At 39.4% G+C, this 24330-nt stretch carries 29 protein-coding genes and 2 tRNA genes; 19 read left to right on the top strand and 12 right to left on the bottom strand.

Annotation, left to right across the window (positions count from 1 at the left end; genetic code table 11):
• Positions 1 to 273: 273 nt before the first annotated feature.
• The 5 genes from F944_RS01380 to F944_RS01360 all read right to left on the bottom strand — a co-directional run bounded on the left by F944_RS01380 (position 274) and on the right by F944_RS01360 (position 3287).
• On the bottom strand, positions 274 to 1020 hold the full coding sequence (locus F944_RS01380; protein WP_004985725.1) for an ATP-binding protein: 747 nt from the start codon (positions 1018 to 1020) through the stop codon (positions 274 to 276).
• A 10-nt stretch (positions 1021 to 1030) separates the two neighbouring features.
• A complete protein-coding gene (locus tag F944_RS01375) occupies positions 1031 to 1567 on the bottom strand; it encodes a DUF1376 domain-containing protein (RefSeq protein WP_026039984.1) in 537 nt (178 codons plus the stop codon).
• Between the two features lie 68 nt (positions 1568 to 1635).
• A complete protein-coding gene (locus F944_RS01370) occupies positions 1636 to 1884 on the bottom strand; it encodes a hypothetical protein (protein WP_004985719.1) in 249 nt (82 codons plus the stop codon).
• Positions 1877 to 3058: a site-specific integrase gene (locus F944_RS01365; RefSeq protein ID WP_004985718.1), complete on the bottom strand. Its 1182-nt coding sequence runs from the start codon at positions 3056 to 3058 to the stop codon at positions 1877 to 1879. Before F944_RS01365 ends, F944_RS01370 begins: the two co-directional genes overlap by 8 nt.
• A 13-nt stretch (positions 3059 to 3071) precedes the next feature.
• Complete coding sequence (locus F944_RS01360; protein ID WP_004985715.1) at positions 3072 to 3287, bottom strand: hypothetical protein; 216 nt, start codon at positions 3285 to 3287, stop codon at positions 3072 to 3074.
• Between the two features lie 110 nt (positions 3288 to 3397).
• Between F944_RS01360 and F944_RS01355 the strand changes: the two genes are divergently transcribed.
• Positions 3398 to 3616 (top strand): helix-turn-helix domain-containing protein, encoded by a 219-nt coding sequence (locus F944_RS01355; protein ID WP_010588955.1) that lies wholly within the window; start codon positions 3398 to 3400, stop codon positions 3614 to 3616.
• Positions 3617 to 3996: 380 nt separating this feature from the next.
• Here the strand turns inward: F944_RS01355 and F944_RS01350 are convergent.
• Positions 3997 to 4072, bottom strand: a tRNA-Gly gene (locus F944_RS01350).
• Positions 4073 to 4116: 44 nt separating this feature from the next.
• Positions 4117 to 4192: transfer RNA gene (locus tag F944_RS01345), tRNA-Gly, on the bottom strand.
• 201 nt (positions 4193 to 4393) lie between these two features.
• Between F944_RS01345 and F944_RS01340 the strand changes: the two genes are divergently transcribed.
• The 5 genes from F944_RS01340 to F944_RS01320 all read left to right on the top strand — a co-directional run bounded on the left by F944_RS01340 (position 4394) and on the right by F944_RS01320 (position 7234).
• Positions 4394 to 4702 (top strand): BolA family protein, encoded by a 309-nt coding sequence (locus F944_RS01340; protein WP_004985711.1) that lies wholly within the window; start codon positions 4394 to 4396, stop codon positions 4700 to 4702.
• Between the two features lie 18 nt (positions 4703 to 4720).
• Positions 4721 to 5113: a SirB2 family protein gene (locus F944_RS01335; protein ID WP_004985710.1), complete on the top strand. Its 393-nt coding sequence runs from the start codon at positions 4721 to 4723 to the stop codon at positions 5111 to 5113.
• An 80-nt stretch (positions 5114 to 5193) separates the two neighbouring features.
• Positions 5194 to 6030 carry a ParA family protein gene (locus F944_RS01330; protein WP_004985709.1) on the top strand — a complete coding sequence of 279 codons (837 nt, stop codon included), beginning with the start codon at positions 5194 to 5196 and terminating at the stop codon, positions 6028 to 6030.
• Between the two features lie 13 nt (positions 6031 to 6043).
• Entirely contained in the window at positions 6044 to 6430 is a 387-nt protein-coding gene (locus F944_RS01325; RefSeq protein ID WP_004985706.1) for a hypothetical protein, read from the top strand.
• Between the two features lie 213 nt (positions 6431 to 6643).
• The gene (locus F944_RS01320) at positions 6644 to 7234 is read left to right on the top strand and encodes a LysE family translocator (RefSeq protein WP_004985704.1); all 591 of its coding nucleotides are present in this window, start codon (positions 6644 to 6646) and stop codon (positions 7232 to 7234) included.
• Positions 7235 to 7236: 2 nt separating this feature from the next.
• Here the strand turns inward: F944_RS01320 and F944_RS01315 are convergent, their stop codons facing one another.
• Positions 7237 to 7890 (bottom strand): DedA family protein, encoded by a 654-nt coding sequence (locus tag F944_RS01315; protein ID WP_004985701.1) that lies wholly within the window; start codon positions 7888 to 7890, stop codon positions 7237 to 7239.
• 203 nt (positions 7891 to 8093) lie between these two features.
• On the opposite strand from F944_RS01315, the gene F944_RS01310 reads away from it, so the two are divergent.
• The 6 genes from F944_RS01310 to tnpC all read left to right on the top strand — a co-directional run bounded on the left by F944_RS01310 (position 8094) and on the right by tnpC (position 13388).
• Positions 8094 to 8516 (top strand): DoxX family protein, encoded by a 423-nt coding sequence (locus F944_RS01310; protein ID WP_004985700.1) that lies wholly within the window; start codon positions 8094 to 8096, stop codon positions 8514 to 8516.
• Positions 8517 to 8632: 116 nt separating this feature from the next.
• Positions 8633 to 9001, top strand: coding sequence for a NirD/YgiW/YdeI family stress tolerance protein (locus tag F944_RS01305; RefSeq protein ID WP_004985698.1), 369 nt, complete (start codon positions 8633 to 8635; stop codon positions 8999 to 9001).
• Between the two features lie 135 nt (positions 9002 to 9136).
• Entirely contained in the window at positions 9137 to 10705 is a 1569-nt protein-coding gene (guaA, locus tag F944_RS01300; protein ID WP_004985696.1) for a glutamine-hydrolyzing GMP synthase, read from the top strand.
• 240 nt (positions 10706 to 10945) lie between these two features.
• Positions 10946 to 11374 (top strand): IS66-like element accessory protein TnpA, encoded by a 429-nt coding sequence (tnpA, locus tag F944_RS01295; RefSeq protein WP_004985693.1) that lies wholly within the window; start codon positions 10946 to 10948, stop codon positions 11372 to 11374.
• A complete protein-coding gene (gene tnpB / locus F944_RS01290) occupies positions 11371 to 11706 on the top strand; it encodes an IS66 family insertion sequence element accessory protein TnpB (RefSeq protein WP_004985691.1) in 336 nt (111 codons plus the stop codon). Before tnpA ends, tnpB begins: the two co-directional genes overlap by 4 nt.
• A 74-nt stretch (positions 11707 to 11780) precedes the next feature.
• Positions 11781 to 13388 (top strand): IS66 family transposase, encoded by a 1608-nt coding sequence (gene tnpC, locus F944_RS01285; protein ID WP_004985690.1) that lies wholly within the window; start codon positions 11781 to 11783, stop codon positions 13386 to 13388.
• A gap of 13 nt (positions 13389 to 13401) precedes the next feature.
• Here tnpC and F944_RS01280 read toward each other — a convergent pair whose 3' ends face one another.
• Positions 13402 to 15768 carry an AAA family ATPase gene (locus tag F944_RS01280; RefSeq protein ID WP_004985688.1) on the bottom strand — a complete coding sequence of 789 codons (2367 nt, stop codon included), beginning with the start codon at positions 15766 to 15768 and terminating at the stop codon, positions 13402 to 13404.
• 169 nt (positions 15769 to 15937) lie between these two features.
• On the opposite strand from F944_RS01280, the gene F944_RS01275 reads away from it, so the two are divergent.
• The 7 genes from F944_RS01275 to F944_RS01245 all read left to right on the top strand — a co-directional run bounded on the left by F944_RS01275 (position 15938) and on the right by F944_RS01245 (position 21012).
• Positions 15938 to 16462: a PadR family transcriptional regulator gene (locus tag F944_RS01275; protein ID WP_004985686.1), complete on the top strand. Its 525-nt coding sequence runs from the start codon at positions 15938 to 15940 to the stop codon at positions 16460 to 16462.
• A 14-nt stretch (positions 16463 to 16476) separates the two neighbouring features.
• The gene (locus F944_RS01270; RefSeq protein ID WP_004985684.1) at positions 16477 to 16866 is read left to right on the top strand and encodes a Fur family transcriptional regulator; all 390 of its coding nucleotides are present in this window, start codon (positions 16477 to 16479) and stop codon (positions 16864 to 16866) included.
• A 26-nt stretch (positions 16867 to 16892) separates the two neighbouring features.
• A complete protein-coding gene (locus F944_RS01265; RefSeq protein WP_004985683.1) occupies positions 16893 to 17195 on the top strand; it encodes a DUF3861 domain-containing protein in 303 nt (100 codons plus the stop codon).
• A 305-nt stretch (positions 17196 to 17500) separates the two neighbouring features.
• Entirely contained in the window at positions 17501 to 18448 is a 948-nt protein-coding gene (locus F944_RS01260; RefSeq protein WP_004985681.1) for a pirin family protein, read from the top strand.
• Positions 18445 to 18843 carry an OsmC family protein gene (locus F944_RS01255; protein WP_004985679.1) on the top strand — a complete coding sequence of 133 codons (399 nt, stop codon included), beginning with the start codon at positions 18445 to 18447 and terminating at the stop codon, positions 18841 to 18843. Before F944_RS01260 ends, F944_RS01255 begins: the two co-directional genes overlap by 4 nt.
• Positions 18844 to 18943: 100 nt before the next feature.
• Entirely contained in the window at positions 18944 to 19585 is a 642-nt protein-coding gene (locus F944_RS01250; RefSeq protein WP_004985675.1) for a glutathione S-transferase, read from the top strand.
• Positions 19586 to 19749: 164 nt separating this feature from the next.
• Positions 19750 to 21012, top strand: coding sequence for a ParB/Srx family N-terminal domain-containing protein (locus tag F944_RS01245; RefSeq protein WP_004985673.1), 1263 nt, complete (start codon positions 19750 to 19752; stop codon positions 21010 to 21012).
• A 68-nt stretch (positions 21013 to 21080) separates the two neighbouring features.
• On the opposite strand, the gene F944_RS01240 is transcribed toward F944_RS01245, so the two are convergent.
• The 3 genes from F944_RS01240 to F944_RS01230 all read right to left on the bottom strand — a co-directional run bounded on the left by F944_RS01240 (position 21081) and on the right by F944_RS01230 (position 24258).
• A complete protein-coding gene (locus F944_RS01240) occupies positions 21081 to 21698 on the bottom strand; it encodes an SPOR domain-containing protein (RefSeq protein ID WP_004985671.1) in 618 nt (205 codons plus the stop codon).
• Between the two features lie 76 nt (positions 21699 to 21774).
• Positions 21775 to 23565 (bottom strand): arginine--tRNA ligase, encoded by a 1791-nt coding sequence (gene argS / locus F944_RS01235; RefSeq protein WP_004985667.1) that lies wholly within the window; start codon positions 23563 to 23565, stop codon positions 21775 to 21777.
• 138 nt (positions 23566 to 23703) lie between these two features.
• Positions 23704 to 24258, bottom strand: a complete 555-nt coding sequence (locus tag F944_RS01230; protein ID WP_004985664.1) for a hypothetical protein — start codon at positions 24256 to 24258, stop codon at positions 23704 to 23706.
• Positions 24259 to 24330: the final 72 nt, after the last annotated feature.

The raw sequence follows: 24330 nt of genomic DNA, 5'->3' as shown, positions 1-24330 counted from the left end.
AAAAATTTAACTGAAATTGATAAGGGTTATTTTCGATTTTTATTTTCTCAATTTGATGAAAAAATATGAACCAATTTTCATAAAAGGTAGTATAGATTTAACTCTTAAAAAAGCAATTTTTGATATTGTTAAATTAATTTTGTTATATTTGAAAATTAGATGGTATTGAATTTGGATGGAGAGAATTCTTACTACTTCTAATTATCTTGATATTAAGTGTAAAACCAATACTTATAGGTTTTACACTTATATAGATTCTAAATCTAAATTATTTTACTGATTAAATCTTAGATCATCCCAATAACATGGCACTACAATCAAATTGTTCTCATGTAACCGTGACCATAATCGGGCACCTAAATCCCGCTGCATATTTTGGATTGTGAAATTGGAAATCAGCAGTGTAGATTTCATATTGTCATAACGACTATATAAAACCTTATGCACCATCTCCAGGCGTTTTTCATGTCGGTCATGCAGGCCATATTCATCTATCACCAATAAATCAAAACTGGAGAAATGCTCGATAACTTCCTTTTCAGAGCGTGAAGCATCTGACCAGGTGTCCATCATTTTTTGAGCAATTTCTGCACTGGTATAGTAGCGTGCAGATTTTGTACTGTTATGCAGAATGTTGCGAATGATTGACGCACTCAGATGAGTCTTTCCTGTACCTGGTGTACCAATGAGCAGCAGGTTTGGATAATGGTCAGAAATAATTTGCTGTGCAAAAGCCTGACATAGTTTTATGGCATTGTCTTGAGCAGGACATGCAACTACATAATTCTTGAAGCCACGGTCCAGGTAGCGTTTATTGAGCCCTGAGTTTTTGATTTTCTGTTGCAGCAACCGTTGTTGCAGCTCATCTGCATAGGCTGCATGTGAGCGATGGACCATTTCTTTTGCACACAATTTGCAAAGCCTGTGACCGGCGATTTCCATCAGGGGTATATGATGGGTAGGGCAGAGTGCTTCTGTTGTTTCTGCGCGAAACTGGAGCGTTTTAAGCATGGTATTCATGATTGTTCTCCTAAATCCATTTTGAATTTTCTAAAAAACTCTCATTTTTTTCTTCAAAATTTGAAGATGAAGATGAAGATGAAGATGAAGATGAAGGGCATGGTTCAAGCATGACTTGAGTAATACTCGGGCTCTTCTCAGGAGCTGCTTGAGCATTTACTTTTCGTTGCTTGGCTGATGCTTGAGCATTAGTTGCGGATTTTCCCCAACGTGCTTGAGCTGCATTTTTAGCTTTATCAGATTTCATTTGCTGATTTTGCAATGCCTGGCTTTTTAAACTGGTTAAAAAACTTGAATGAATTTGCTCAGATTCGATTTCAAACAATTCCAGGGCTATTAGCGTATTCAACAAAGTTTTAGCCTTGGTATGTTGCGATAATTTTGTGATGCTACATACCGTAGCTAGGTCATGAGGAATAGCACCGTTTTTCCAGAAATCCATCATTAACAGCAGTGCCGCACCAATTTGTTCTGCTGTCATTCGTGCAAATTTCGCCTGTAGGTCGCCAATATAGAGTGGCATCCAAATTGAAATATGTTTATGCATGTGTTCACCTTTTTTATAGGTATAGAGGGCTAAGGTCATCAATCAGATGACCTTGTATATTTATTTGATCAGGGAGCTAAGCTCATTAACCGGAGGCGAGCCTGTTGGGCTAGGTCATCGTAATGGGCTTGTCCATCATCCAGCAGTCGCTGTAGCCACAGTCTTAACGCCTGGTGATCATCGAAGCATTTGTTGATCTCCAGCAAAAACGCCAGATTGTGCAGTTTGGGAATGTGTAGCTCATGGATTAATTCACGAGCGACCGTATCCGCTTCAGGACTGACGACCACACCACCAAAGAAAGCTTTACTATTCATGTGCAAGCTCCTCTGTATTTAGTTTTTCCAGCATGGCTTCAAATGCACTGCCATCACGACGGGTAACATTGGGGATGTAACGGCTATAGACCCGGAATAGCATTTCAGTCGTTGAATGTCCCAATTGACGTGCGATCCATTCCGGATTCTCTCCTGCCGACAGCCAGAGCGTTGCTGCTGTATGACGTGTTTGGTAGGCTCTTCTAGGCTTTAATCCTAGAAAGCGCAAGATCGGATGCCAGACACGTTTATTCACCAAACGGTAATCGAGAGGTCCACCATCACGATTGCAGAAAACAAACTCTGATTTACCATTATTTAAGCTTTTCTGTTGCAGAAAGGCTTGGTAAACGCGGTCACTCATCTGGATTGTGCGGTCAGAACCATAGGTTTTGGTTCCACCCAGTTCCCCATTCACCAAGGCTTCACGAATATGGATTTCCCGACGTTGCAAGTCCACATTTTTCCATTGCAACCCATCAATTTCACTGGTGCGCATACCTGTGAAAAACCGAACAGTGTAATAAGGCTTAAAATCATCACGAACTGTGGCCAAGATTGCATGTACTTCCTTTAATGAAAAAGGCGTGACTTCAATTTTCCCTTGCTTTAAGTTCTTGATATTCTTATAAGGACTGTCAAAGTCATATCGTTCGGCAGCACTATCGAGTATCATACGAAGTGCTATCATAATCTGGTTGATTCTTGATGGTGAAAGGCATTCTTGGTTTTTCCCGTGAGTCACTTTGGCGAGGGATGAACGGAATCCAAGAATGTCTGACTTTTTGATATTAATAACCGGAATTGTGCCAAAAAAAGGAATTAAGTACTTTCTGATCACAATTTGAATTTTTTCCTTGTAGCTTGTACGCCATTCTATTTCTTTATCAGTGAACCAGATTTCACAGAACTTAGAAAATAGAGGTGTTTTTGAGCTGATTTCATTTACTCTGTTTTCTGCATTTTTGATTTCTTTCAAACGAGAACTTTTTGGAAAGTATTTAGCATAGTCAAAAATACCCAATAAGATTTCTGCCTCCATTCGTTCAATCGCTTTTTCAAGCTTTTTTCGATTTTGAGCATTGTCTTCAAGAGCGGTGGTTTCACGGCAACGGATACTTAAGTATCGAAAATCGACACATAACTTACCGTATCTAGTACGAATAGCAGCCATAATTATGTTCTCCTTACAGAAGTTGTAGGCTGTGTAGCGAGCCTAAAGTTGTTTTAGTCATATCTTCTTCAATACGCTCCCATACATATAAAATTTTGCGACCACCAAAAGGGCGAATGTAATGAATGCCTTCGATCAAAACGCTATCTTTTAACTGATTACGGATAGTACGTTCGTTATAATGGATTCGTTCCGCCAATTCTTTTGTAGTAATATAAGTAAGATTCATGTTTGTATCCTTTTATAAAGTATCACAATGGTGTTATTTAAGACCACAATGCGATAATAAATGCATTTAAGACACTATGCAAGTACTTTATTACACAATGGTGGTAATTAATGATAGTTTGTAACTTGCCAGTGCTTTTGGCAGAGCGAAGAATGAAAGTTGCGGATGTAGTTCGAGCGACTGGAATGAGTAAGACAACATTGCATAAGTTATATAATGGTCAATCGACTCGAATAGATTTTGAGACCTTAGAAAAATTGTGTGTATTACTTAATGTTGAAGTGGGTGATTTATTAAAATTTAAGAAAAATGAAGAGCAGAATGATTGATTAAAATTGAGTTTTTTGATCATAAGTAAATGTTTTAACTATGTATTTTTGGTGACCAAATTTGGTCACCATCAAAATAAAGCAAATAAAAAAATACTAAAATAGATGGAAAAAAGGGAAGTCAAGTGTATGGGGAAGGTGTTCTGATTATCTATACTGAAATTGATTAAAAAAATACCAGAATAGCGAATGAATTGATTCGTATATGATAAAGGGAAGGCACGTTTAGGGCACTTTTGGTCACGCAGCGAGCTTATACAATACTTTTTCTAAAATTTTTAGAGCTTCTTCCAAAGCTGGAACATATAGGTTTTAGAAAAAATATTATTAATAATCAACAAGAAAAAAGCCCCCATCTTTCGATGAGGGCTTTTTGAATCTGGAGCGGGAAAGGAGACTCGAACTCCCGACCCCAACCTTGGCAAGGTTGTGCTCTACCAACTGAGCTATTCCCGCAAATATTTGAGCAGTTTTATAAAAAACTTTCACTAAAAACAATCTGGAGCGGGAAACGAGACTCGAACTCGCGACCCCAACCTTGGCAAGGTTGTGCTCTACCAACTGAGCTATTCCCGCGTGCCGCTTATAATACATTAAGCAAATCAAGGGTCAACCACTTTATGCAAATAATGCTGCTGATTGCATAAAATAAAATCATATTCGCACTCTGATCGTCTGAGTTATTCTATTTGACTCACTTTTTATGTGTTTTTCAGTGTTTTAATCTTAGGCACGTTATACTTCCATCCATCTTTCTATGTAAGTAGGTAACTGATCATGACGCTCGAACAACAACTGATTGAACGTTTAAATACATTGCAACCCACGCATCTTGAAGTGATCAACGAGTCTGCGGGTCACGGTGGTTACTTTCCGGGTAAAGAAAGTCATTTTAAAGTCGCTATTGTAAGTCCAATTTTTCAGGGACTTCGACTGGTGCAACGTCACCAAAAAGTCTATGCAGTCGCAACAGATTTAATGAATCCTGGTAAAATTCATGCATTGGCGATTCATGCCTATACGCCAGATGAATGGCAAGGCCAAGGACCCGATAGTCCTGAATGTGCGCATGCACCTAAAAATTAAACAAATTGATAGATAAAAATGGATATACATTTATTCGTCCTTGTCATTCATCTGGTTGCATTGGCACTTGCAGCGATAGCCGTGCTGATACGTTCTATGCCTTTATGGATGACTACGCCTGATCAGTCTGAGTCTCCTGTGACCAATAAACTCTGGATTGCCCTGCAACATTCAGGATTTACGCTTGTTGTCATTACGGGACTTGTTTTGTTATCGCTGAATCATTTTCAAATGCAGCCATGGTTTTATGCCAAAATTATTCTGTTTGTGGTAATGCTTTCGTCATTCAGTAAAGCATTTAAAAAGGATCAGTCTATTTTAGTGGTACAGCGCAAAGCAGGTCTGGTCATTGGCTGTGTGGCATTTGTTGCTATTCTGGGTTTAGTCATGATCAAGCCAGTTTTTGGTTAATTGTTTGACATTCTTTGCATTTATATCGATTGGCTAGGTTAAACTCTAAACAAGTTTGAAAAAATAGTGATGAGGGAAGCATGTTGACACGGGTGGTTTTTAACCAAAAAGGTGGTGTGGGTAAATCAAGTATCACGGTAAATTTGGCTGCAATTAGCGCACAGCAAAACTTAAGAACACTGGTGATTGATTTAGATCCACAAGCCAATTCTAGCCAATACCTATTAGGTGAACAGGCGACTTACTCCGCAGATAAAAATGCCCTAGAGCCGAACATCGAAAACTTTTTTGATGATGTCTTAGGTAATAATCAACCAAAAGGGTTGATTGGCAATGCCATCGGCTCAATTTTAAAATCACGTGCCAAAGGCTTGGAAAGTTTTGTGCATCATACGGCTTTTCCAAAGCTGGACGTGATTCCAGCCAGTCCAACACTGGGTGCATTAGAGCATGCGCTTGAATCCAAGCATAAAATTTATAAATTACGTGATTCTTTGCAACAACTCAGCAGCCAATATGATCGGATTTATATCGATACGCCGCCTGCTTTTAATTTCTTTACTTTGTCGGCGCTCATTGCCGCTGATCGCGTCTTGATTCCATTTGATTGCGATGTGTTTTCCAAACGTGCGTTACAAACTTTGATTGAAAATGTGATCGAAACCCAAGATGATCATAATAATGGTCTGGAAATTGAAGGGATTGTGGTCAATCAATTTCAGGCACAGGCAAAATTGCCAAGAGAAGTGGTACAACAATTAAAAGATGAAGGCTTACCTGTATTAAACAGTATGTTACCGCCTTCAATTTTAATGAAAGAATCACATCAGAAAAATTTACCCTTGGTTCATCTATCGCCAGAACACAAGCTGACACAAGCGTATCAGACACTGTTCGCAGAAATTGAACCCAATTAATTTGAGAAAAGCGATGAAAGGCTTATATTTCCTTCCTCTAAGCGTATTAACACTATTGCTGGGTGCTTGTGCGACCACAGTTAAACCGACCTATGTCTCTCCAACGCAATACCAGTCGTTGAATTGTCAGCAATTACAAAGTGAATATAATCGTATTCAACTCTATATTGAAAATGGTGTGCAGACACCGAAACGGACAGGTGTGGGTGTAGGCGTTGGACTTGGCGGTGGCTGGGGACGTGGTGGTTGGGGCTTCGGTCCAAGCGTTTCAGTCAACATGGGACAATCTTCAAACACCAAAAATACGGAACTTTCTCGCGTATTAGGTCAGCAAGAAGCGATTGTTCAGGCAGCACAATTTAAAAATTGTCCTATTGTGGTCAAGAAAAAAGCCAGTTAAAATCCTAAAAACGAGTCCTGCTTCACATTTTTTGAATCAGGACTGAATAAGTGTTTGTCAAAATGTTTCGTGATATGTCTTTTTAAATCATATTGTTAGTTTTCTTTGCATTGATATTTCATCATCTATGCTCAGGCTTAAACGTCAATAAAACTTGTCAGTTAAATTCAATTTCATATAAGGTGTGCCCACCTTAATCGCGATGGATACTTTATGATTGAAAGCTGGTTTTTTGTATTGGCGATGCTAGCCGTGCTACTTATTCCTGGTCCAACCAATGCGTTGTTTGCCAGTGCTGCACATCATCAGGGTATTACAAAAACGGCTTCTTTTATTCCAGCAGAATGGTTGGGTTATCTGTATGGTATTGCGATTTGGGCATTGTTAATTCATCTTGGACAACCGATCTGGCCTGCACTGACTCCGCTTTTGCATGTGATTAGTGCTTTATATGTCATTTGGTTAGCGTTTAACTTGTGGAAAACCTCACATTTACAAAAACATAGCCAAAGTCATAAAACGATTCGCCCTAAACAGATATTTTTCTCGACCTTAAAAAACCCTAAAGCGTTATTGTTTGCCGCAGGAATTTTTCCGCCAGAGACATGGGATTCTTTGGAACATGCCATTTTAGTACTAGGCGTATTTAGCTTGATTCTATTTCCAGTGTCATGGTTCTGGATGGTGTTTGGTCGGGCTTTACTGGCAGGCAATATTAAGGGATTACAAGCCGACCGTTTATATAAAGGATCGGCAATGTTGCTGTTATTATGTATGTTACCCGTGATTTTTCGATTCTTTTAAACTTACTTTTTAGAGTTTAAAACTTGACGCTTATTGCTGAGTTTCTGACGAATAAAGGCAAAAATTCCCGGTAACACACTCAAAATAATAATGCCAAAAATTAAGTGGGTAAAATTATCTTTAACCATCGGCATATTGCCAAATAAATAGCCCAATGTAATAAAAGAAGCTACCCAACACAGCGCTCCAATCACATTATAGGTCAGAAAAAACTTATAGTTCATGCTGCCTGCACCTGCGACAAAAGGCGCAAAAGTACGGGCAAAAGGAATAAATCGAGCAAAAATGATGGTTTTACCACCATGACGTTCAAAAAACGCATGAGTTTTAGTCAGATGTGCCTTATTAATAAAACGTGAATTCATTTCAAAAACACGCGGCCCTATAAAACGACCAATATGATAATTTAGCGTATCCCCCAATACTGCTGCAATAAATAAAAGAATGCCCAGAACCCATGGATCCATTGCACCAGTAGATGCAGCCAATGCACCTGCTGCAAACAGTAAACTGTCGCCAGGTAAGAACGGCATTACCACCAATCCTGTTTCCACAAAAATAATCAGAAACAAAATTGCATATATCCATACGCCATAATTGCGAATAAACTCAAGAAGGTGATCATCAACGTGCAAAATAAAATCAAAAAGTTCCATGACAGGCTACAGCGCAAAATTGTGATCAAATCCTAGCAGTGCCTTATGTGAAAGTCAGTATGATTCAGTAAAAAGTTACATCTTTTATTGTCTTTTATTCAGAACGATATGTCTGAAAAATGAATATTTATTGCAAAAATAAAGCAGATTAAGATCATCTCATCAAAACAACATACGTTGAAATCAATCTAAAGGGCTTATTTATGTTTAATCCAAATGTAGTCGTAAAAAACATCGTCACTCAATCTGGTGCGGATGCTGTTATCTCATTGGTTGCACGAATCCTGATGGCCTATATTTTTATAGTTGCAGGTTGGGGAAAAATTACCGCTTATTCGGCAACTGTGGGTTATATGGAGTCGATGGGGGTGCCAGGTGGACTATTACCTTTAACAATTTTGGTTGAATTCGGCGGTGGGTTAGCGCTTTTATTTGGTTTTCAGGCTCGTTTAGCGGCATTGGGACTTGGCGTTTTTAGTATTATTACTGCACTGATTTTCCATGAAGGTACAGATCAATCTCAAGCCATTAATTTTATGAAAAACTTAAGTATGGCGGGCGGTTTATTTTTCTTGATGTTACATGGTGCGGGTAAAATCAGTCTAGATGCAATGATTGAAAAATAAATTATTCAGACTTATAGGGTAAATTAACTTTTACCTTATATTACAAAACTCTAGCCGACATCTTTTTCACTTTCTGTTTAGATAAAACAGAATATATTTAATATCAAGAGAGAATAATGAAAAAGTTTATCCTGACTGCTTCTATCGCCGCGACAGTCGTTTTATCTTCTAGTGCATTTGCTGGCAAGGATGATCATGTGATTATTCAGGAAGCTGCAAAAAATATGGTGACTGTTCAGCAAGTAGCAAAAATCAAAGATGAAACGGGCGTAACATTGACAGGTCAAATTACCAAACATATTAAAAGTGATCATTACGAATTTAAAGATCGTTCTGGCACAATTAGTCTGGAAATTGATGATGATCTTTGGCGTGCAGCAGGCTTAACAGTCGGTGATCACGTCCGTGTTGTGGGCGAGGTAGATACTCATCGCTATAAACCTACAGACATTGAAGTCGTGAAAATCGAAAAAATTCAGCACTAAATAGAAGGCACTCATGTAGTGCCTTTTTTAATACTGTTTTTATTAAGTTTTTTGGCAATGGAAAGAACGTGCGTGGCATCATGAAAAATGCTAGAATATTGCGCTTCTCTCGTTGCCTTGCATAGTTGCGTAATCATGACAACCAATACTCACATTACTGATGACCGTATCTTAATTTTGGATTTCGGCTCTCAATACAGCCAGCTGATTGCACGTCGTGTACGTGAAGCGGGTGTATATTCTGAAATGTATGCTTTTGATATGTCTGAACAAGACATTCGTGCTTTTAATCCGAACGGTATCATTTTGTCTGGTGGGCCTGAAAGCGTACATGAAGAAGGTAGCCCACGTGCGCCACAAGTGGTATTTGAGCTTGGTGTCCCTGTCTTAGGGATTTGTTATGGTTTTCAAACCATGTCTGAGCAATTGGGCGGAAAAGTTGAGCCGGGCAAGGTGCATGAGTTTGGTTATGCCGAAGTCGACATTCAACAACGTGATCAATTGATTGGCAATTTGCAGGATCGCGAAGATCAACTCCATGTCTGGATGAGTCATGGTGATAAAGTAGGACGTTTACCAGAAGGTTTTCAGACTACGGCTAGTACGCCAAGTTGTCCATTCGCAGCAGCATCCGATGAAACTCGCCGTTTCTATGGAGTTCAGTTCCATCCGGAAGTCACGCATACCGCCAAAGGTGCAGAATTACTGTCTAACTTTGTGCATAAAATCTGTGGTTGTGGTGGTCTTTGGACGCCAGAGCACATTATCGATTTGCGCGTAGAACAATTACGTCAGCAAATTGGAGATGAAAAAGTATTACTCGGTTTATCTGGTGGCGTAGATTCCTCTGTTGTGGCTGCACTTTTACATAAAGCGATTGGTGATCAATTAACGTGTGTATTTGTAGACAATGGTTTGCTTCGTTTAAACGAAAGCAACCAAGTGATGCAAATGTTTGCAGACAATATGGGAATCCGTGTCATTCGTGCGGATGCCGAAGAACGTTTCTTAACTGCACTTGCGGGTGAAGTTGATCCTGAGAAAAAACGTAAAATTATTGGTCGTGAATTTATCGAAGTCTTTGCAGAAGAAGCGCGTAAACTTGATGGTGTGAAATTCTTGGCGCAAGGTACGATTTATCCTGACGTGATTGAATCTGCTGCCAGTAAACAAGGCAAAGCGCATGTGATCAAATCCCACCACAACGTGGGTGGTTTACCAGAAGATTTAGCGTTTGATTTGGTCGAGCCATTACGTGACTTGTTTAAAGATGAAGTGCGTAAATTGGGTACAACGCTTGGCTTGCCACACAGCATGATTTATCGTCATCCATTCCCGGGTCCGGGTTTGGGCGTGCGTATTTTGGGTGAAGTGAAAAAAGAATACGCCGATATTTTACGTCTGGCAGATGATATCTTTATGCAGGAACTTCGTGCTAGTGGTTGGTACGACAAAACAGCACAAGCATTTGCGGTATTCCAACCTGTAAAATCTGTGGGTGTGGTGGGTGATGGTCGTCGTTATGCATGGGTGATTGCACTTCGTGCAGTGGAAACGGTTGACTTTATGACCGCACGTTTTGCACATTTGCCGTATGAATTGGTTGATAAAATCTCGACGCGTATCATGAATGAAATCAAAGATGTTTCCCGTGTGGTTTATGATGTTTCATCAAAGCCACCAGCGACGATTGAATGGGAGTAATTTCCGAAGGAAATTACCTTTATGGAAAAGGACGCTTAAGCGTCCTTTTTTATTGTGTTTGATTGGTCGGATGCAGCGAGTCATTAGTAATAGTTATGTCTATACTCTCTAATAATGCATTGTATTGTGCTATATCTTCTTGTTGCACTTTATTAATAAGTAAGCGTCCGCTGAACCCCACTTTTTCTAACGCATGTATATGCCGATAGTGTCCACTTAAATTTTAGTGGACACCTATTTATGGATTTAAAGACAGTTACAGACAGTGCACCGACGCTAAAAAAGCCCCGCCGAACCTTCACAGCTGAATTTAAAAATAAGCTTATTCAACAATGCCAGCAGCCAGACACATCTGTGGCCAAGGTTGCAATGCAACATCAGATCAATGCCAATCTACTGCATAAATGGATTCGCCAGTCCGAATCAATGCCCCCTCCATTAAAAAGACCGCCTAGCCCACAGGCCGACTTTCTTCCTGTCATTGCTCACCCGATGCCAGTCAAACAAGAGACATCACCGCCGTCTGTACCAGAGGAGAAAGCTACTGCCTATATCAGGATTCCACTGCATGAGGAACAACATTCCGTAAGACATCAAATGATTGAAATCGAGTGGCCTGTGGAATCAACAACTGAATTGCTATGTCTGCTGCAAGGCTTGATCAAATGATTCGTATTGATGAAATATGGTTGTCTACCCAGCCCATGGATATGCGAGCAGGTACAGATACTTCACTTGCTCAAGTTCTTAAAGCCTTCGGCTGTGTCAAACCGCATTGTGCTTATCTGTTCTGTAATAAACGTGGTCATCGTATGAAAGTATTGGTACATGATGGATTGGGTATTTGGCTCTGTGCAAGGCGGCTGGAACAAGGGAAATTCCACTGGGCTAAGATTCATCAGGGTGAAACAATGAGTATCAGTGTAGAACAATTACAGGCACTGATTCAGGGTTTAGCCTGGCAGAGAATTGGACAATCTCAGGTGGTCAATATGCTCTAAACCAGATAGATCTATTTTGCCATCCTCCAAAGGATCTATTTCCTCCTTGACCTGATCTCAGGCATACTGCGGTCATGAATATATTGCCTAATTTAAGCCAACTGACCCATGAACAATTACTGGAATTTACCCAGCAGTTGGCAGTGCAGAATCGGCAACTTGTAGAAGATAAGCAGCAGCTTGAAGCATCAAAACAACAGTTAGAACAATCTAATCAACACCTAGATGCCAAAGTTCAACATCTTTCCATTCTCACGCAAAAATACGAGCATGAACTTGCTCTGTTTAAACGACATAAATTCGCTCAGAAGAATGAACACTTAACAGCTAAACAAATTAGCCTGTTAGATGAAGCAGTCGAAGAAGACATCGCAGCCGTTGATCTTGAATTGGAACGACTGAATGCGGATCAACCCAACACCCATAAAACCAAGGCAATCAAACCTAAACGTCGAGCACTGCCAGATCATCTCGCCACCATTCGTATAGAGCATGAACCCGCCTCAATAGTATGCACTTGTGGCTGTACTTTGCGTCGTATCGGTGAAGATGTCAGTGAGAAACTGACCTTTAAATCCGCACAGTTTATGAAAGAGCAGCATATCCGTGGCAAATGGGTGTGTGATCAGTGCGAAATCATCAAGCAGGAACCGATGCCTGCTTATGTGATTGATAAAGGCATTGCGAGCCCTGAACTGCTCAGCCATGTACTGGTTTGCAAATATGCGGACCATTTACCTTTATACCGTCAGAGACTGATCTACCAACGAGCTGGCGTAGACTTGGCTCGATCCACTTTAGCTGATTGGGTGGGCCGTTGCGGCGTGGAACTTGAGCCATTGGCAGAAGCTTTAAAACAGATCATATTACAACAACAGGTGATTCATGCAGATGAAACGCCTGTGACCGTGATGCAGATTGCTGAGAAGAAACCGAAGAAAGGTTATGTCTGGGCTTATGCCACCACACAGTACAATTCGATTCAAGCGATCGTGTATGACTTTCAAGCGAGTCGATCAGGTCAACATGCCGAAGATTTCCTTAAAGGCTGGCAAGGTCATCTGGTCTGTGATGATTACAGTGGTTATAAGGCACGTTTTGCCTCAGGTCAGATGATTGAAGTGGGTTGTATGGCGCATGCCCGTCGTAAATTCCATGAGCTGCATGTGACGGGTAAAAGTTTGATTGCTGAGCAAGCGTTATCAATGATTCAACAGCTTTACCGAATTGAAGCAGAATTAAGAGACATTCCAGACTGTACAGCAGAACAACGACGACAGCGAAGGCAACAGGACAGTGAGCCAATCATGCAGCAACTGTATGATTGGCTCAAACAACATCAGCTCAAAGTACCAGCAAGTTCGCCTACGGCAAAAGCGATCAATTACAGTCTAAAACGTTGGTCTGCCTTAAGCCGTTATTTGGATGATGGTCATTTGCCTATATGTAATAACTGGGTGGAAAATCAAATGCGACCATGGGCTTTGGGACGTAAGAACTGGTTATTTGCTGGCTCATTGCGAAGTGGTCAACGGGCAGCCAATATCATGACGTTAATTCAGTCCGCCAAGCTCAATGGTCTTGATCCATATGCTTATTTAACCGATGTTCTTAGAAGGTTACCAACGCATAAAATGAAAGACATTGAAGAGTTGCTGCCGCATAACTGGAAGCCTGCTTGAATTCAAGTGCGGTTCACTGGATGCTTACATTAATAATCGCTTTAGCAGATTTTTGCATTTCAGGTTGTTCAGAAATGGTTTCACCACGTTCAAGTACGCCAGTCATATGTGAATATTCATTATGAATTCTATCAGTCAAATTCTTGTGAATTTGCTCTCCCCAAAAAGCCTTTAGTTGGGCATCCAGTTGATATGTAGGAGATGGAAACTTATAAAAAGTATAAATTTCTAAAAATTTTCGTGCATTATTTCCAAAATTGTAGAAAAGATGGAAATTTGAATCATCAATCTGATTTACTGTTGCACACTGATAAATTTGATTAAATAAAAAATTGAATTCGGTCAAAAACTTACTTAAATAAATAGGCATCTGCCGAATGGTTGAAAAATTATCATGTCTTTGAATTAAAAAATAACTAGCTTTCCTATTTTCCTCTTTAGAAAAACCAATAGACCGATCAGGCTCAGCACCGCTAATTCTTCTTAAATATTTTAAAAATTCCAAATTATGAGTAGATATAAAAAGCTGTAGAAATTTTTTATCGTTACATATTTTTTCTTCGATTAATGAATATATAAAGAAAATATGGTTACTATCTAAACTACTAATAGGATCATCTATCCAAATAATCGGTTTATTATTCTGATCTAGGTCATCTTGGATTTTCGCTAAGAAATAGCAAAATGAGATGAGGCTTTGCTCACCTTCACTGAGATTGTGAGCTTTAGTTCCATTGCGTTGAATTTCAAAATGAACATTTTGGGCATTGGGATTCTCAATAGCTTCTAAACTTAATGATTGGTGACCAAAGTCATGATTAAGAATATTGTTTATACGAGTACAAGCTTCACCCTCCGATTTTAATTTATCTTCTTCACTCTTTATTGCAATATTAATTGTAGTTTTTCGAGTTTGAAGTGATGCAAGTTCTGTTTCTAATGGGGCAATCGCTTCAAACGCTAAACCTATATCTGTATTTCGCTGAGAATAATTGACATCTTGTAAAAAATGATAAATATGGCTTAGTCGTAAAGCTTTTTTAGCTTCATTTTGTTGAGTCTTTAGCTCACTAGTCAATTGGATACATAAATTTCGAATTTGAGAAATTTTTTCAAGAGTGATTTTGATTTCTGTTGAATAATCTTGTGGATACTCAGCTTCTAATTCAGTAAAGGGACTTCCTTTTTTCTGTTCGAGTAATGTTTTGAGATGTGTAATAGATGATTTTTGCTTTTTTAGAGATATCTTTAATTCATTTTTTAGCTCTAAAAGATCAATATGATATTTTTGATAATAATGGTTAATATCCAGATCAATTCTTAATTCATTACCAATTAAGAATTGATCTAAATTTTGAATACCTTTAGAAATCCGATTCTGAAGTAGTTGAAATTCTTTGTCAAAATGTTGTGCTAGTTCTTTACGTCTTTTATCAGATATCTCATTATTACAAAATGCGCAAGTTGAACGATCAAGATGTAAAGAATGACCTGTTTGTACCCATGAGTTTAAAGAAGGGGTATTTATTAACTCTTGAATTTTTTGAGAATTACCAACAACCGTTTTTAAGATTGTATTTGTTGAATTGATCAGAGATGGAAAATTTAATGTGTAAGTTGAAAGTTCAGGAGGATTGTTTAGCTCTTGTTGATTCAAAATATTGCGTAACTCTAATTCTTTTTCTTCATTTAAAGATTGATAATCTGAATTAAGTACTAAAGGAATGTCAGTTCTTTTCAATTTACCAACATTATATTCTTGATCACCGTAGAGATTTGGTTGAGAACGAATGGAGTCAGGGCCTCCAGAGGCTTTGTTCTTTAAAAGAGTATCAAGAGTGTCATTGGCTTGTTTATGTATTTGCGTAGCATTTTTAACTTCTATAGCTTTATTCTTAATAGCTAAATGGAGATTCGTTTCAGCATTTTCTATATTTGAACCAAGCTCATTTTTTAACTCTTGAATACGATCTAAAACTTGCTGATTTTCTCCACCCAAAGTTACTGAGAATGATTCAATAGTGGCATTTTCATCATGAATAAACTTTAAATTTTCTTTTACAAAATCAGAGTTATATGAGTGGATTGGGTAAGAAAAAGTGGCTAAATCATTTTGAGAAATTATTGAGCCATCTGAGAGTTCAATTTTAAATTCAGGTTGATCATATTTAGAGGGAATAACTCTTTTCTCTAATGAACGAATTATTTTAGAAAGACTAGTTTTGCCTGAGTAGTTTCGACCATAGAGAATATTAATATCTTTAAAATTATAAATTTCATCTTGTCCTTGTTTATTCTGATATTTCAGATTTGAATCCCAATCAAAGCTTTTAAAAATCCCAAAATTATCAATATTTGCAATTTTCTTTATTTTAGACATTTTAACCCCTATTAATTTGATTGTAAGTTAATAATTTTTATATATAAATTACTAGGTTATAAAAGGAAGTCAATACTAAATTTAACTAAAAATAAAATCTAAACTTGATTAAAGATAAGTTAAGATATATCTTAATATGCATAAATTAATCAATTTGAGAAAAATAAGTATGAAACATGCAAGCGATCATTATTTTGAGCATGCTCCAGCTTCTGAAATGTCTCAACGTTCAGGCCGTCGTGGACGTCTATTTGAAGCAGGTCGAATGAAACTTTTGGTTTTATATCTGATTCAGCAAAGCCCCAAACATGGTTATGAAATCATTAAAGAAATTAGTGATTTAGTCGGAGGAGACTATAGCCCGAGTGCAGGTACGATCTATCCGACATTAACGACACTTGAAGACATGAATTTTATTGCACTGCTCGATGCTGAGCGTAAGCAATATCAAGTTACTGAAGAAGGAAAAGTGTATTTAACCCAACAGCAAGACATGCTGAATGCTTTGCTGGAAAAGCTACGTTTTCGACGCGAAATTCATGGCAATGATCAACTGATTGATATACACCGTGCGATGGAAAATCTGAAAACGGCCTTGCGATTAAAACTCAATGTTGCAGATTTAAATTCACAACAGATTCATCAGATTGCGGAAAAGATCGATCAGGCAGCCGTTGAAATCGGGCGTTTATGACGGAGGATTTTAAGATGTTAGACGCACAATATCGACTCAAACAGGCGGGTTTAAGAGTTACTCATTCACGAGTTTCAGTCCTAAATTTACTTGAACAACAATCTGATGACTTAAACATCAAACAGATCTATCAAAAATTACATGCCCAGCACCAGCAACTTAGTTTGGCAACAATTTATCGCGTTGTCAGCGATTTGGTGGATGTAGGTTTAATTGCAAGCTATCAATTTCATCGTGCAGAAACAAAATTTAACCTGCCTGATCGTAGCAAAAAACAGCTCCTCCAGATCCAGTGTGCGGCCTTAACGCAGGCGAAACAAACGCAGTTTTTACAGTCCTTACAAGCGGTTTTTCAACAATTTCAAGTAGAGGTGATGCAACTTGAAATTCGGGAAAGTATTTAATTTTAAAATAGAATTGGAATTGATCTATGAAACAACATCAATACTTTGTCACTGTTCAACATTTAAAAGATGCCAAAGGTGAGGTATCAACTTATGCTGAAAAACTTGAGTTTTATACACGCAATCATGATGATATTTTTCAGATTGTAGAAAAATTAAAAAGCGCAGCATTCTTTGACGAGCAAACCACACAATCCTTTGCGGTTGGGCTCAAACTATTTAGTGAAGTGATGTTAGAGCAGCGTAATCATCCTTTATTTGCAGAGTTTGCACCGCATTTCCGTGATTTTATGAAACACATGAAAAGTCAGATTCCGCAGTCCAAATAATCTTTGAGTACGGCTTTGACAAGGATTGTCTTAAAAATAGCACTACACTGTCTTAAAGTTGTGCATAGAATCTTGAATTAAGTTTGGTAATATAAACATAATCAGTAAGATAAGTCATTTATGAAAGCTAACAAACAGTTGGTTTAGAACGCGCTGTTTACGCAATGATAAAACAACAATGCTCTGAGACACGTTATTCTGAATTTTAAGCGTATCCAAGTGGTGAATAGCATTTTGATCAGCAAGCGCAGCGCTCAGTTTGGCTAGCCATTCATATGATTTAAGCACACATCAGGACAAAGATAATGACCAATACCAATTATACGGAAATCTCAGATTCACAGGATTGTGAAAGTTACATCAATCAATTTATTCAGGATTTTCAAATTCGCAGCGCAGAAATTGGTAAAGGAACCGTGATTAAACGTGCTTTACCCAGTCGGCAAAAACGCATGATCGGTGCATGGTGTTTTCTGGATCATGCAGGTCCCGTAACTTTTCCACAAGGCGATGGATTGGATGTTGGGCCTCATCCGCATACAGGTTTGCAAACCTTTACTTGGATGATTGAAGGCACTATGATGCACACCGATAGTTTAGGCACCAAGCAATTAATTCGCCCGTATCAGGTTAATCTGATGACTGCTGGACATGGTATCTCCCATACTGAAGTGGCGCCAGATACTGAAACTAAAATGCATGCGGCACAGCTCTGGATTGCCTTGCCTGATGACAAACTCAATATGCCTCCACAGTTTGATCACTATCCTGTATTACCAACAACACAACAGGATCAGGTTGAATTTACCGTATTGGTCGGTGAGTTTATGGGGCAAAGCTCACCTGTGGCGGTACATACGCCATTGGTCGGCATCGATATGACCGCTCAGGCAGATGCGAAGACTCGTATTCCACTCAATCCAAAATTTGAATATGGCTTTTTAGCATTAGAAGGTCATGCTTGGGTAAATGGACATGAGTTGAATCAGGACAATCTGGTGGTATTAGAGCCAGGGGTTGAACATATTGAGATTGATATTCCAGAAGGGCATCGTGTATTACTGATTGGTGGTGAACCTTTTGAAACTCCGATTTTACTGTGGTGGAATCTTGTCGGTCGCACCACGGAAGGACTACGCGAAGCACGTGAGCAATGGGTCAATCATGATGCACGCTTCGGCGAAATTCCAGATTATGATGGTCCACGTCTTGAAGCCCCAACATTTCCTGATCAAATGAGAGCATCCAAATGAGTGTGATTGCACGTAGCGTTGTTAAAACCGATCCAGCACCGTGGAAAGGTGAAGTCACCAGCGGTAAACACCATTTTATTACCGATAAACCTGAATCTTTTGGTGGTCATGATACGGGGCCAGCACCTTATGACTTTCTAACAGCAAGTTTGGCGTCATGTACTATGATTACCTTGCGTATGTATGCACAGCATAAAGAAATGGATTTTGGTGAGTTTAGCGTCGAAGTTGATTTTTTTATGAATAAGGAACAACAGGAATGGATCGAACGTCGTGTGACTTTTAAAAATCCATTATCTGAAGAAATGCAGGAAAAAGTGTTAAATGTCTGTAGTAAAACACCAGTAACCAAGACCTTATTACGCAGTGTGGAAATCAAAACCACCTTAGCTTAATTCTGTTGCAATCTCATGATTTTACAATTCAGCCCATGCAATGCTCATGGGCTGAATGCGATTAATCAATTTAAAATTTTGGCGAGAAATAGAGAACAATATGCTGACTTTACATCATCTGGAACAATCGCGTTCTTTTCGGATTTTATGGGCTTTAGAAGAGCTACAACAAGACTATCAAATTCAATATTACAAACGCTTACCGACCTATGCTGCGCCACCTGAACTGAAACAGATTCACCCTTTGGGCAAGGCACCCATTTTACAGGATGATGATCGTGCGATTGCAGAGTCTGCGGTGATTTTGGAATATCTACAAAGCAAATACGATTTGCAAAATCAGTTTAAGCCACAAAATGATGAAGATGCTTTTCAATATTTATATTGGATGCATTATGCCGAAGGTTCACTGATGCCATTATTGGTGTTTCAGTTGGTCATGAACAATGTGGGTAGAAATGTACCTTTTATCATTCGTCCGATTGCCAATAAAATTACCGATGGCATTAAAGCTGGCTTTATTCGTCCACGTTTAAAAGATCATATTGCTTTTTTAGAGGAATATTTATCTCAACATGATTATTTTGCTGGTCAGTTTAGCTTTGCTGATATTCAGATGAGTTTTCCACTTGAAGCTATTTTAACCCGTACCACAGGCCAATATCCGAATATTCAGGCTTTTCTTACTGGGATTCAATCTCGTCCTGCTTTTCAACGTGCCAAACAAAAAGGAATTGAATAAAGGCAGTTTTGATAGCCAACCATATTGCCTGCTGACAAACTGATGCAGCATGGCAATGCTTGTTATATTTTAAAACATCAATCAAAATGAAATTTGTCATTTATTTTGAATATTTTCTCGTCAATATGCGTCTTTTCAAATAAGCTTTAGATGATTGATGTTTTATGAAATTGATGACTAAAAATATGACAATATTGTCTCTGGGGATTTGTGCGGTTTTCGCATTAACAGCGTGCAATGATTCAAATGATGATCAAAGCCAGAACACGCCGTCGACTCAGCCGCAAGATCAGCGCGATCAACGCTTTTTAAATGCCAAAGCTGGCGATATTCTTCAGGCTCAGATTGCTGATCTGATTCCGACTCAAGGCGCAGTGGGCTATGATCAGATTTATTATAAATTAGGTCGTTGGCAAGGCGATTGGAATCGTCAGACTTGGCAAGCGGATCCAACCAATCAGCTTTCTTATCTCAATAAAACCATAGGCAAAAAATTCAGTGATTACTGTGAAGCAATTGGTGCCAAAAGCCGCGATGACTTCAGCAGCATGGAGCAACTCAAAGCAGCAAATTTAAAACAACTCGATAGCTTTGGTTGTGCCGAACAACCAGCAACAGAAACTGCTGATTTGAAAACGGTCGTGGTTGGCTACGATGGTCGTTTGTACCTGACCGATGGGCATCATACCATGACCCAGTTACGTGAATTACCCGATGGTGGTGAAACGCTGAAAGTTTGGGTGCGCGTGGTTGATAATTATAGCTCTCTCAAAACAGCAGATGAGTTTTGGACAAAAATGGTCGCCAATGGTCGTGCATGGTTGCGCAATGGACAAAACCAAAGCATTACATATCAACAATTACCAAAAAATTTGGGGCTTAAATCAGCAACCAATCCAACGGGTATGGAAGAAAATCAGTATCGTTCATTGATGTATTTTGTCCGAGATATTGGCTATAGCAAACCTGACAATGCCACCGACTTTCTGGAGTTTTTATGGCAAGACTGGTTAGAAGCTCAGGTTAAAACAGGGATGGTGCAACCTTTAAGCTTTTATCATCTTGATGCGAAAATATATGGCGGGGCAGATGTACTGGCAAGCACTAGCATCAAAAAGGATTTAACTTTGTCGGGTAGTGCCACAGGTTATACCGCAGCAATTGCCAACTATGCTTTATTGATCGGTACAACAGCACCAGAAACTGTGATTTATCAGAGCCAGACGGCAAAAAGTCTGGGAAGCTTAAACCTGCAAAAAAATGCAGATAAAGGCTCTGTGACCGCCAATGCGATCAGTACTTTTGATGAATTGAATCGAGATGAAGTCAAAAAAGATGGCACACCACGATCGGGTGGCAGTGTTTGGTATGCGGTACATTATCGTGAATGTGGTAAACCGACTACGGGAACATGTTGGGGCTGGTAAGCATTTGATCAAAACATTTGAGATAAAAAAGAACGCAATCAGCGTTCTTTTTTGATGCTATGAAGGTATTAACGCTTCACCACAATAGAATCAATCCCACTGTGTTGCAAGGTTTGCTGCGCAGCAACAGCTGCATCTTGTGAATCATATGGGCCAGAAACCACGCGATACCATATTTTGCCATTTTCGACACTTTTGACGACATCGGCAGACAAACCATTCAAAATGATTTCTGCGCGACGTGCATCAGCGCTGTCAGGGTCAGGATAGCTACGCACTTGTAAGATAAAGGATGCTTGATGTGGCTGTGGTGGATTTTCTTCAGCGGCAACCGCGGCAGCAGGATCATTGCTCACAGGCGCGCTGGCTTCACTTGGCGCTTCTACAATCACCACAGGTTGCTGCGGCTTAGTCTCGGGTACTGCTTGCTCAGGAATCGGCGTAACTTGTTGCTGTGGTAACAGATCGTAGAAACGATAGTCATGATTGGTTTCTTCTTCCTGATAATGCGGCGAAGTTACTTCATTTTTAGTTGAAACAGGCTTCCACGGTTTCCAAAGCATCAACACCACGGCGATGCACATCAGAGCTAAAATAGCCACCAATGTACCTAACCACTTTGGAATCAGTGATTTTTTGGGTTTATTTGGTCGCTCAGATACACCGCGCTGCGTTTTTCCAAACACGTGAAATCCTCTTCAAATTAGGTCGTCAGACCAAAAACAGGAATTGGTCTGAGCTACAAGTCAAACAATAGATGATTTACATTGATTCTGGCGCAGATACACCAAGCAATTCCAAACCATTACGCAACACTTGTTGTACATTGACGGACAACAAAAGACGCGCTTGAGTGAGTTCTGCATCATCATTTAACACTTTATGCTCATTGTACCAGCCGTGGAATAATGCTGCTAACTCTTTCAAATAATTACCAATTTGATGCGGTTCGTAAGCATTTGCCGCACGTACAATAATATCTGGATAGGCAGCCAGTTTCGATAGAATTTCTGTTTCAGCGTCCAGTTCCAGACGTGACGCATATTGACGTGCCTGAACAGCATCAAAATTCACTGCGCTGGTCGCTGCTTTTTCTAGCATACGACAGATTCGCGCATGCGCATATTGAATGTAATACACCGCATTGTCCTTGCTTTGTGATACTGCAAGATCCAAGTCGAAGTCAATATGTTGCTCAGATTTACGCATCACATAGTAAAAACGGGCTGCATCATTACCGACTTCTTCACGGAGTTCACGTAAAGTCACAAACTGACCTGAACGCGAGGACATTTGTACCATTTCACCACCACGCCATAAACTTACAAACTGAACTAGAAGTACCGTAAGTTTGGCAGAGTCATAACCCATCGCATCAATCGCAGCTTTTACACGTGCGATATAACCGTGGTGATCTGAACCCCAGATATCCACGATATGGGTATAACCACGTTGTAATTTATCTAAATGATAGGCGATGTCAGATGCAAAATATGTGGTTTGCCCATTGCGGCGTTTCACAACACGGTCTTTTTCATCCCCAAATTCAGTCGATTTAAACCAGATATTGCCGTCTTTTTCATAGAGAAAACCACGTTGATCTAGGGTTTGTAAGGCTTCTTCAATTTTATCCGCCAATGATGCTTCACTGAACCAGCGATCAAAAGTCACACCAAAATCGGCAAGATCATCTTTAATGTCATCTAAAATGGCTTTTAGCGCGGCCTGATGAAAAACACGATATCCTTCGCCGAGTAACTGCTGTGAATTGGCAATCAGCCCATCAATATGTTTTTCTTTATCACCAGAGAGAACCACTTTATTGCCTTCGGCATCCAGTTCAGCGGCATATTGCACATCTTCTGGCACATCGCGATAAACATTGGCTACCGCACGAACATATGCATCGCCGTCTTTGTTGATAATGCTTTGTGCAATTTCCTTGACGTAATCACCTTGATAGGCATTTTTAGGAAAAACAAGGTTTTGTCCAAGTAATTCAAGATAACGTAAATAAGTCGAAGTCGCCAAAATATCCATTTGACGACCTGCATCATTGACATAATATTCACGATCAACTTTGGCACCCGTCGCTTCTAGTAAGTTCGCTACAGTCATACCATAAGCGGCACCGCGACCATGTCCGACATGCAGACTTGAAGTTGGATTGGCAGAGACAAATTCCACCTGAATTTTTTGTGCGCCATTGGCCTGACTACGACCGAATTGATCTTTTTGTGCCTGAATTTGGTCGAGTACAGCGTAACGCTGATCTGCATTTAAGAAAAAGTTGATAAACCCTGGACCTGCAATTTCAGCTTTAGTAATGTCTGCGACTTCTGGCAGATGTGCCAATACTTTTTCAGCCAAATCACGTGGTTTCATACCCGCAGCTTTTGCTCCAACCATCGCAATGTTGGAAGCAAAGTCACCATGACTTCGGTCTTTGGTTCGGGTTAACACACTGTTGTTAGTCCAATCCGAAGGAAGAATCCCTGCTTGTTGAAGAGATTGCACGGCATGATCAAGAGCTGCTTGTATGGCGGTATTCATATCTATCTAAAACGAATGTTCGCGGAAAAACGCTCAATATAGCAAATTTTGTCCGCTTTAGGTGAGGCTGTTTGATTTCACCACCGATTTAATTTTAATGAATGCTGAGAGGGATTTGATCCAATCTTTTATTTTGGATTATTCCTGACAAGAAACAGGTTTACTGAGTAACTCAGCATGTTGATTTTCAAAGCGATATAAATGTCCTGCATGATAAATTTTGATGGTCTTGGCTGTCGCGAGCTCTTTTTTAAAGGTCTCAAGTTTTTGACTGGAATACAGATTAAAAGGATTTAAATAGTTTTTATTATCGAGAAGAAATTGAATTTGTCCAAGTTTATCATCGTATGTGCTCAAGATTTGCTCACCTTTGGCATTGTATAAATAAAAGGTTGGTTTCTGATTGCTCAATTGACAGTTAAAACGAAATGATAAAATAGATTGATCATCAGATTTATTTTGTAGGATATAGATATCCTGTGTTTTATTTTTCATATAAACCCATTGATTTTTGGGCATGTTTGCATTGAATTGTTCCAGTTGATTCAGGGTGGTTTGACTAAGATCAACAATGCCGTTGGCATCGACTCTGGGAACAGGTGGCTTGACGCCTAACCATGAACCAACTTTATTGGTTGTTTTTGAAACACTTTGACAGCCGGTTAATAGAAGGATCAACGCCAATCCAGACATTGATAAAAAGGATGGTTTTACAATAAACATATTTATAATCAATAGAATCAAAAGCTCAGAATATGTTCAGTA

This window comes from Acinetobacter ursingii DSM 16037 = CIP 107286 (assembly GCF_000368825.1).
Classification (GTDB): domain Bacteria; phylum Pseudomonadota; class Gammaproteobacteria; order Pseudomonadales; family Moraxellaceae; genus Acinetobacter; species Acinetobacter ursingii.
Note: the sequence above shows the minus strand (reverse complement) of the source record. Positions and strands in the feature narration are given on the sequence as shown.

What these genes read in the sequence shown, in the direction of transcription:
- F944_RS01380 (WP_004985725.1), bottom strand. Translation starts at nt 1,020, where the DNA reads ATGAATACCATGCTTAAAACGCTCCAGTTTCGCGCAGAAACAACAGAA.
- F944_RS01375 (WP_026039984.1), bottom strand. Translation starts at nt 1,567, where the DNA reads ATGCATAAACATATTTCAATTTGGATGCCACTCTATATTGGCGACCTA.
- F944_RS01370 (WP_004985719.1), bottom strand. Translation starts at nt 1,884, where the DNA reads ATGAATAGTAAAGCTTTCTTTGGTGGTGTGGTCGTCAGTCCTGAAGCG.
- F944_RS01365 (WP_004985718.1), bottom strand. Translation starts at nt 3,058, where the DNA reads ATGGCTGCTATTCGTACTAGATACGGTAAGTTATGTGTCGATTTTCGA.
- F944_RS01360 (WP_004985715.1), bottom strand. Translation starts at nt 3,287, where the DNA reads ATGAATCTTACTTATATTACTACAAAAGAATTGGCGGAACGAATCCAT.
- F944_RS01355 (WP_010588955.1), top strand. Translation starts at nt 3,398, where the DNA reads ATGATAGTTTGTAACTTGCCAGTGCTTTTGGCAGAGCGAAGAATGAAA.
- F944_RS01340 (WP_004985711.1), top strand. Translation starts at nt 4,394, where the DNA reads ATGACGCTCGAACAACAACTGATTGAACGTTTAAATACATTGCAACCC.
- F944_RS01335 (WP_004985710.1), top strand. Translation starts at nt 4,721, where the DNA reads ATGGATATACATTTATTCGTCCTTGTCATTCATCTGGTTGCATTGGCA.
- F944_RS01330 (WP_004985709.1), top strand. Translation starts at nt 5,194, where the DNA reads ATGTTGACACGGGTGGTTTTTAACCAAAAAGGTGGTGTGGGTAAATCA.
- F944_RS01325 (WP_004985706.1), top strand. Translation starts at nt 6,044, where the DNA reads ATGAAAGGCTTATATTTCCTTCCTCTAAGCGTATTAACACTATTGCTG.
- F944_RS01320 (WP_004985704.1), top strand. Translation starts at nt 6,644, where the DNA reads ATGATTGAAAGCTGGTTTTTTGTATTGGCGATGCTAGCCGTGCTACTT.
- F944_RS01315 (WP_004985701.1), bottom strand. Translation starts at nt 7,890, where the DNA reads ATGGAACTTTTTGATTTTATTTTGCACGTTGATGATCACCTTCTTGAG.
- F944_RS01310 (WP_004985700.1), top strand. Translation starts at nt 8,094, where the DNA reads ATGTTTAATCCAAATGTAGTCGTAAAAAACATCGTCACTCAATCTGGT.
- F944_RS01305 (WP_004985698.1), top strand. Translation starts at nt 8,633, where the DNA reads ATGAAAAAGTTTATCCTGACTGCTTCTATCGCCGCGACAGTCGTTTTA.
- guaA (WP_004985696.1), top strand. Translation starts at nt 9,137, where the DNA reads ATGACAACCAATACTCACATTACTGATGACCGTATCTTAATTTTGGAT.
- tnpA (WP_004985693.1), top strand. Translation starts at nt 10,946, where the DNA reads ATGGATTTAAAGACAGTTACAGACAGTGCACCGACGCTAAAAAAGCCC.
- tnpB (WP_004985691.1), top strand. Translation starts at nt 11,371, where the DNA reads ATGATTCGTATTGATGAAATATGGTTGTCTACCCAGCCCATGGATATG.
- tnpC (WP_004985690.1), top strand. Translation starts at nt 11,781, where the DNA reads ATGAATATATTGCCTAATTTAAGCCAACTGACCCATGAACAATTACTG.
- F944_RS01280 (WP_004985688.1), bottom strand. Translation starts at nt 15,768, where the DNA reads ATGTCTAAAATAAAGAAAATTGCAAATATTGATAATTTTGGGATTTTT.
- F944_RS01275 (WP_004985686.1), top strand. Translation starts at nt 15,938, where the DNA reads ATGAAACATGCAAGCGATCATTATTTTGAGCATGCTCCAGCTTCTGAA.
- F944_RS01270 (WP_004985684.1), top strand. Translation starts at nt 16,477, where the DNA reads ATGTTAGACGCACAATATCGACTCAAACAGGCGGGTTTAAGAGTTACT.
- F944_RS01265 (WP_004985683.1), top strand. Translation starts at nt 16,893, where the DNA reads ATGAAACAACATCAATACTTTGTCACTGTTCAACATTTAAAAGATGCC.
- F944_RS01260 (WP_004985681.1), top strand. Translation starts at nt 17,501, where the DNA reads ATGACCAATACCAATTATACGGAAATCTCAGATTCACAGGATTGTGAA.
- F944_RS01255 (WP_004985679.1), top strand. Translation starts at nt 18,445, where the DNA reads ATGAGTGTGATTGCACGTAGCGTTGTTAAAACCGATCCAGCACCGTGG.
- F944_RS01250 (WP_004985675.1), top strand. Translation starts at nt 18,944, where the DNA reads ATGCTGACTTTACATCATCTGGAACAATCGCGTTCTTTTCGGATTTTA.
- F944_RS01245 (WP_004985673.1), top strand. Translation starts at nt 19,750, where the DNA reads ATGAAATTGATGACTAAAAATATGACAATATTGTCTCTGGGGATTTGT.
- argS (WP_004985667.1), bottom strand. Translation starts at nt 23,565, where the DNA reads ATGAATACCGCCATACAAGCAGCTCTTGATCATGCCGTGCAATCTCTT.
- F944_RS01230 (WP_004985664.1), bottom strand. Translation starts at nt 24,258, where the DNA reads ATGTCTGGATTGGCGTTGATCCTTCTATTAACCGGCTGTCAAAGTGTT.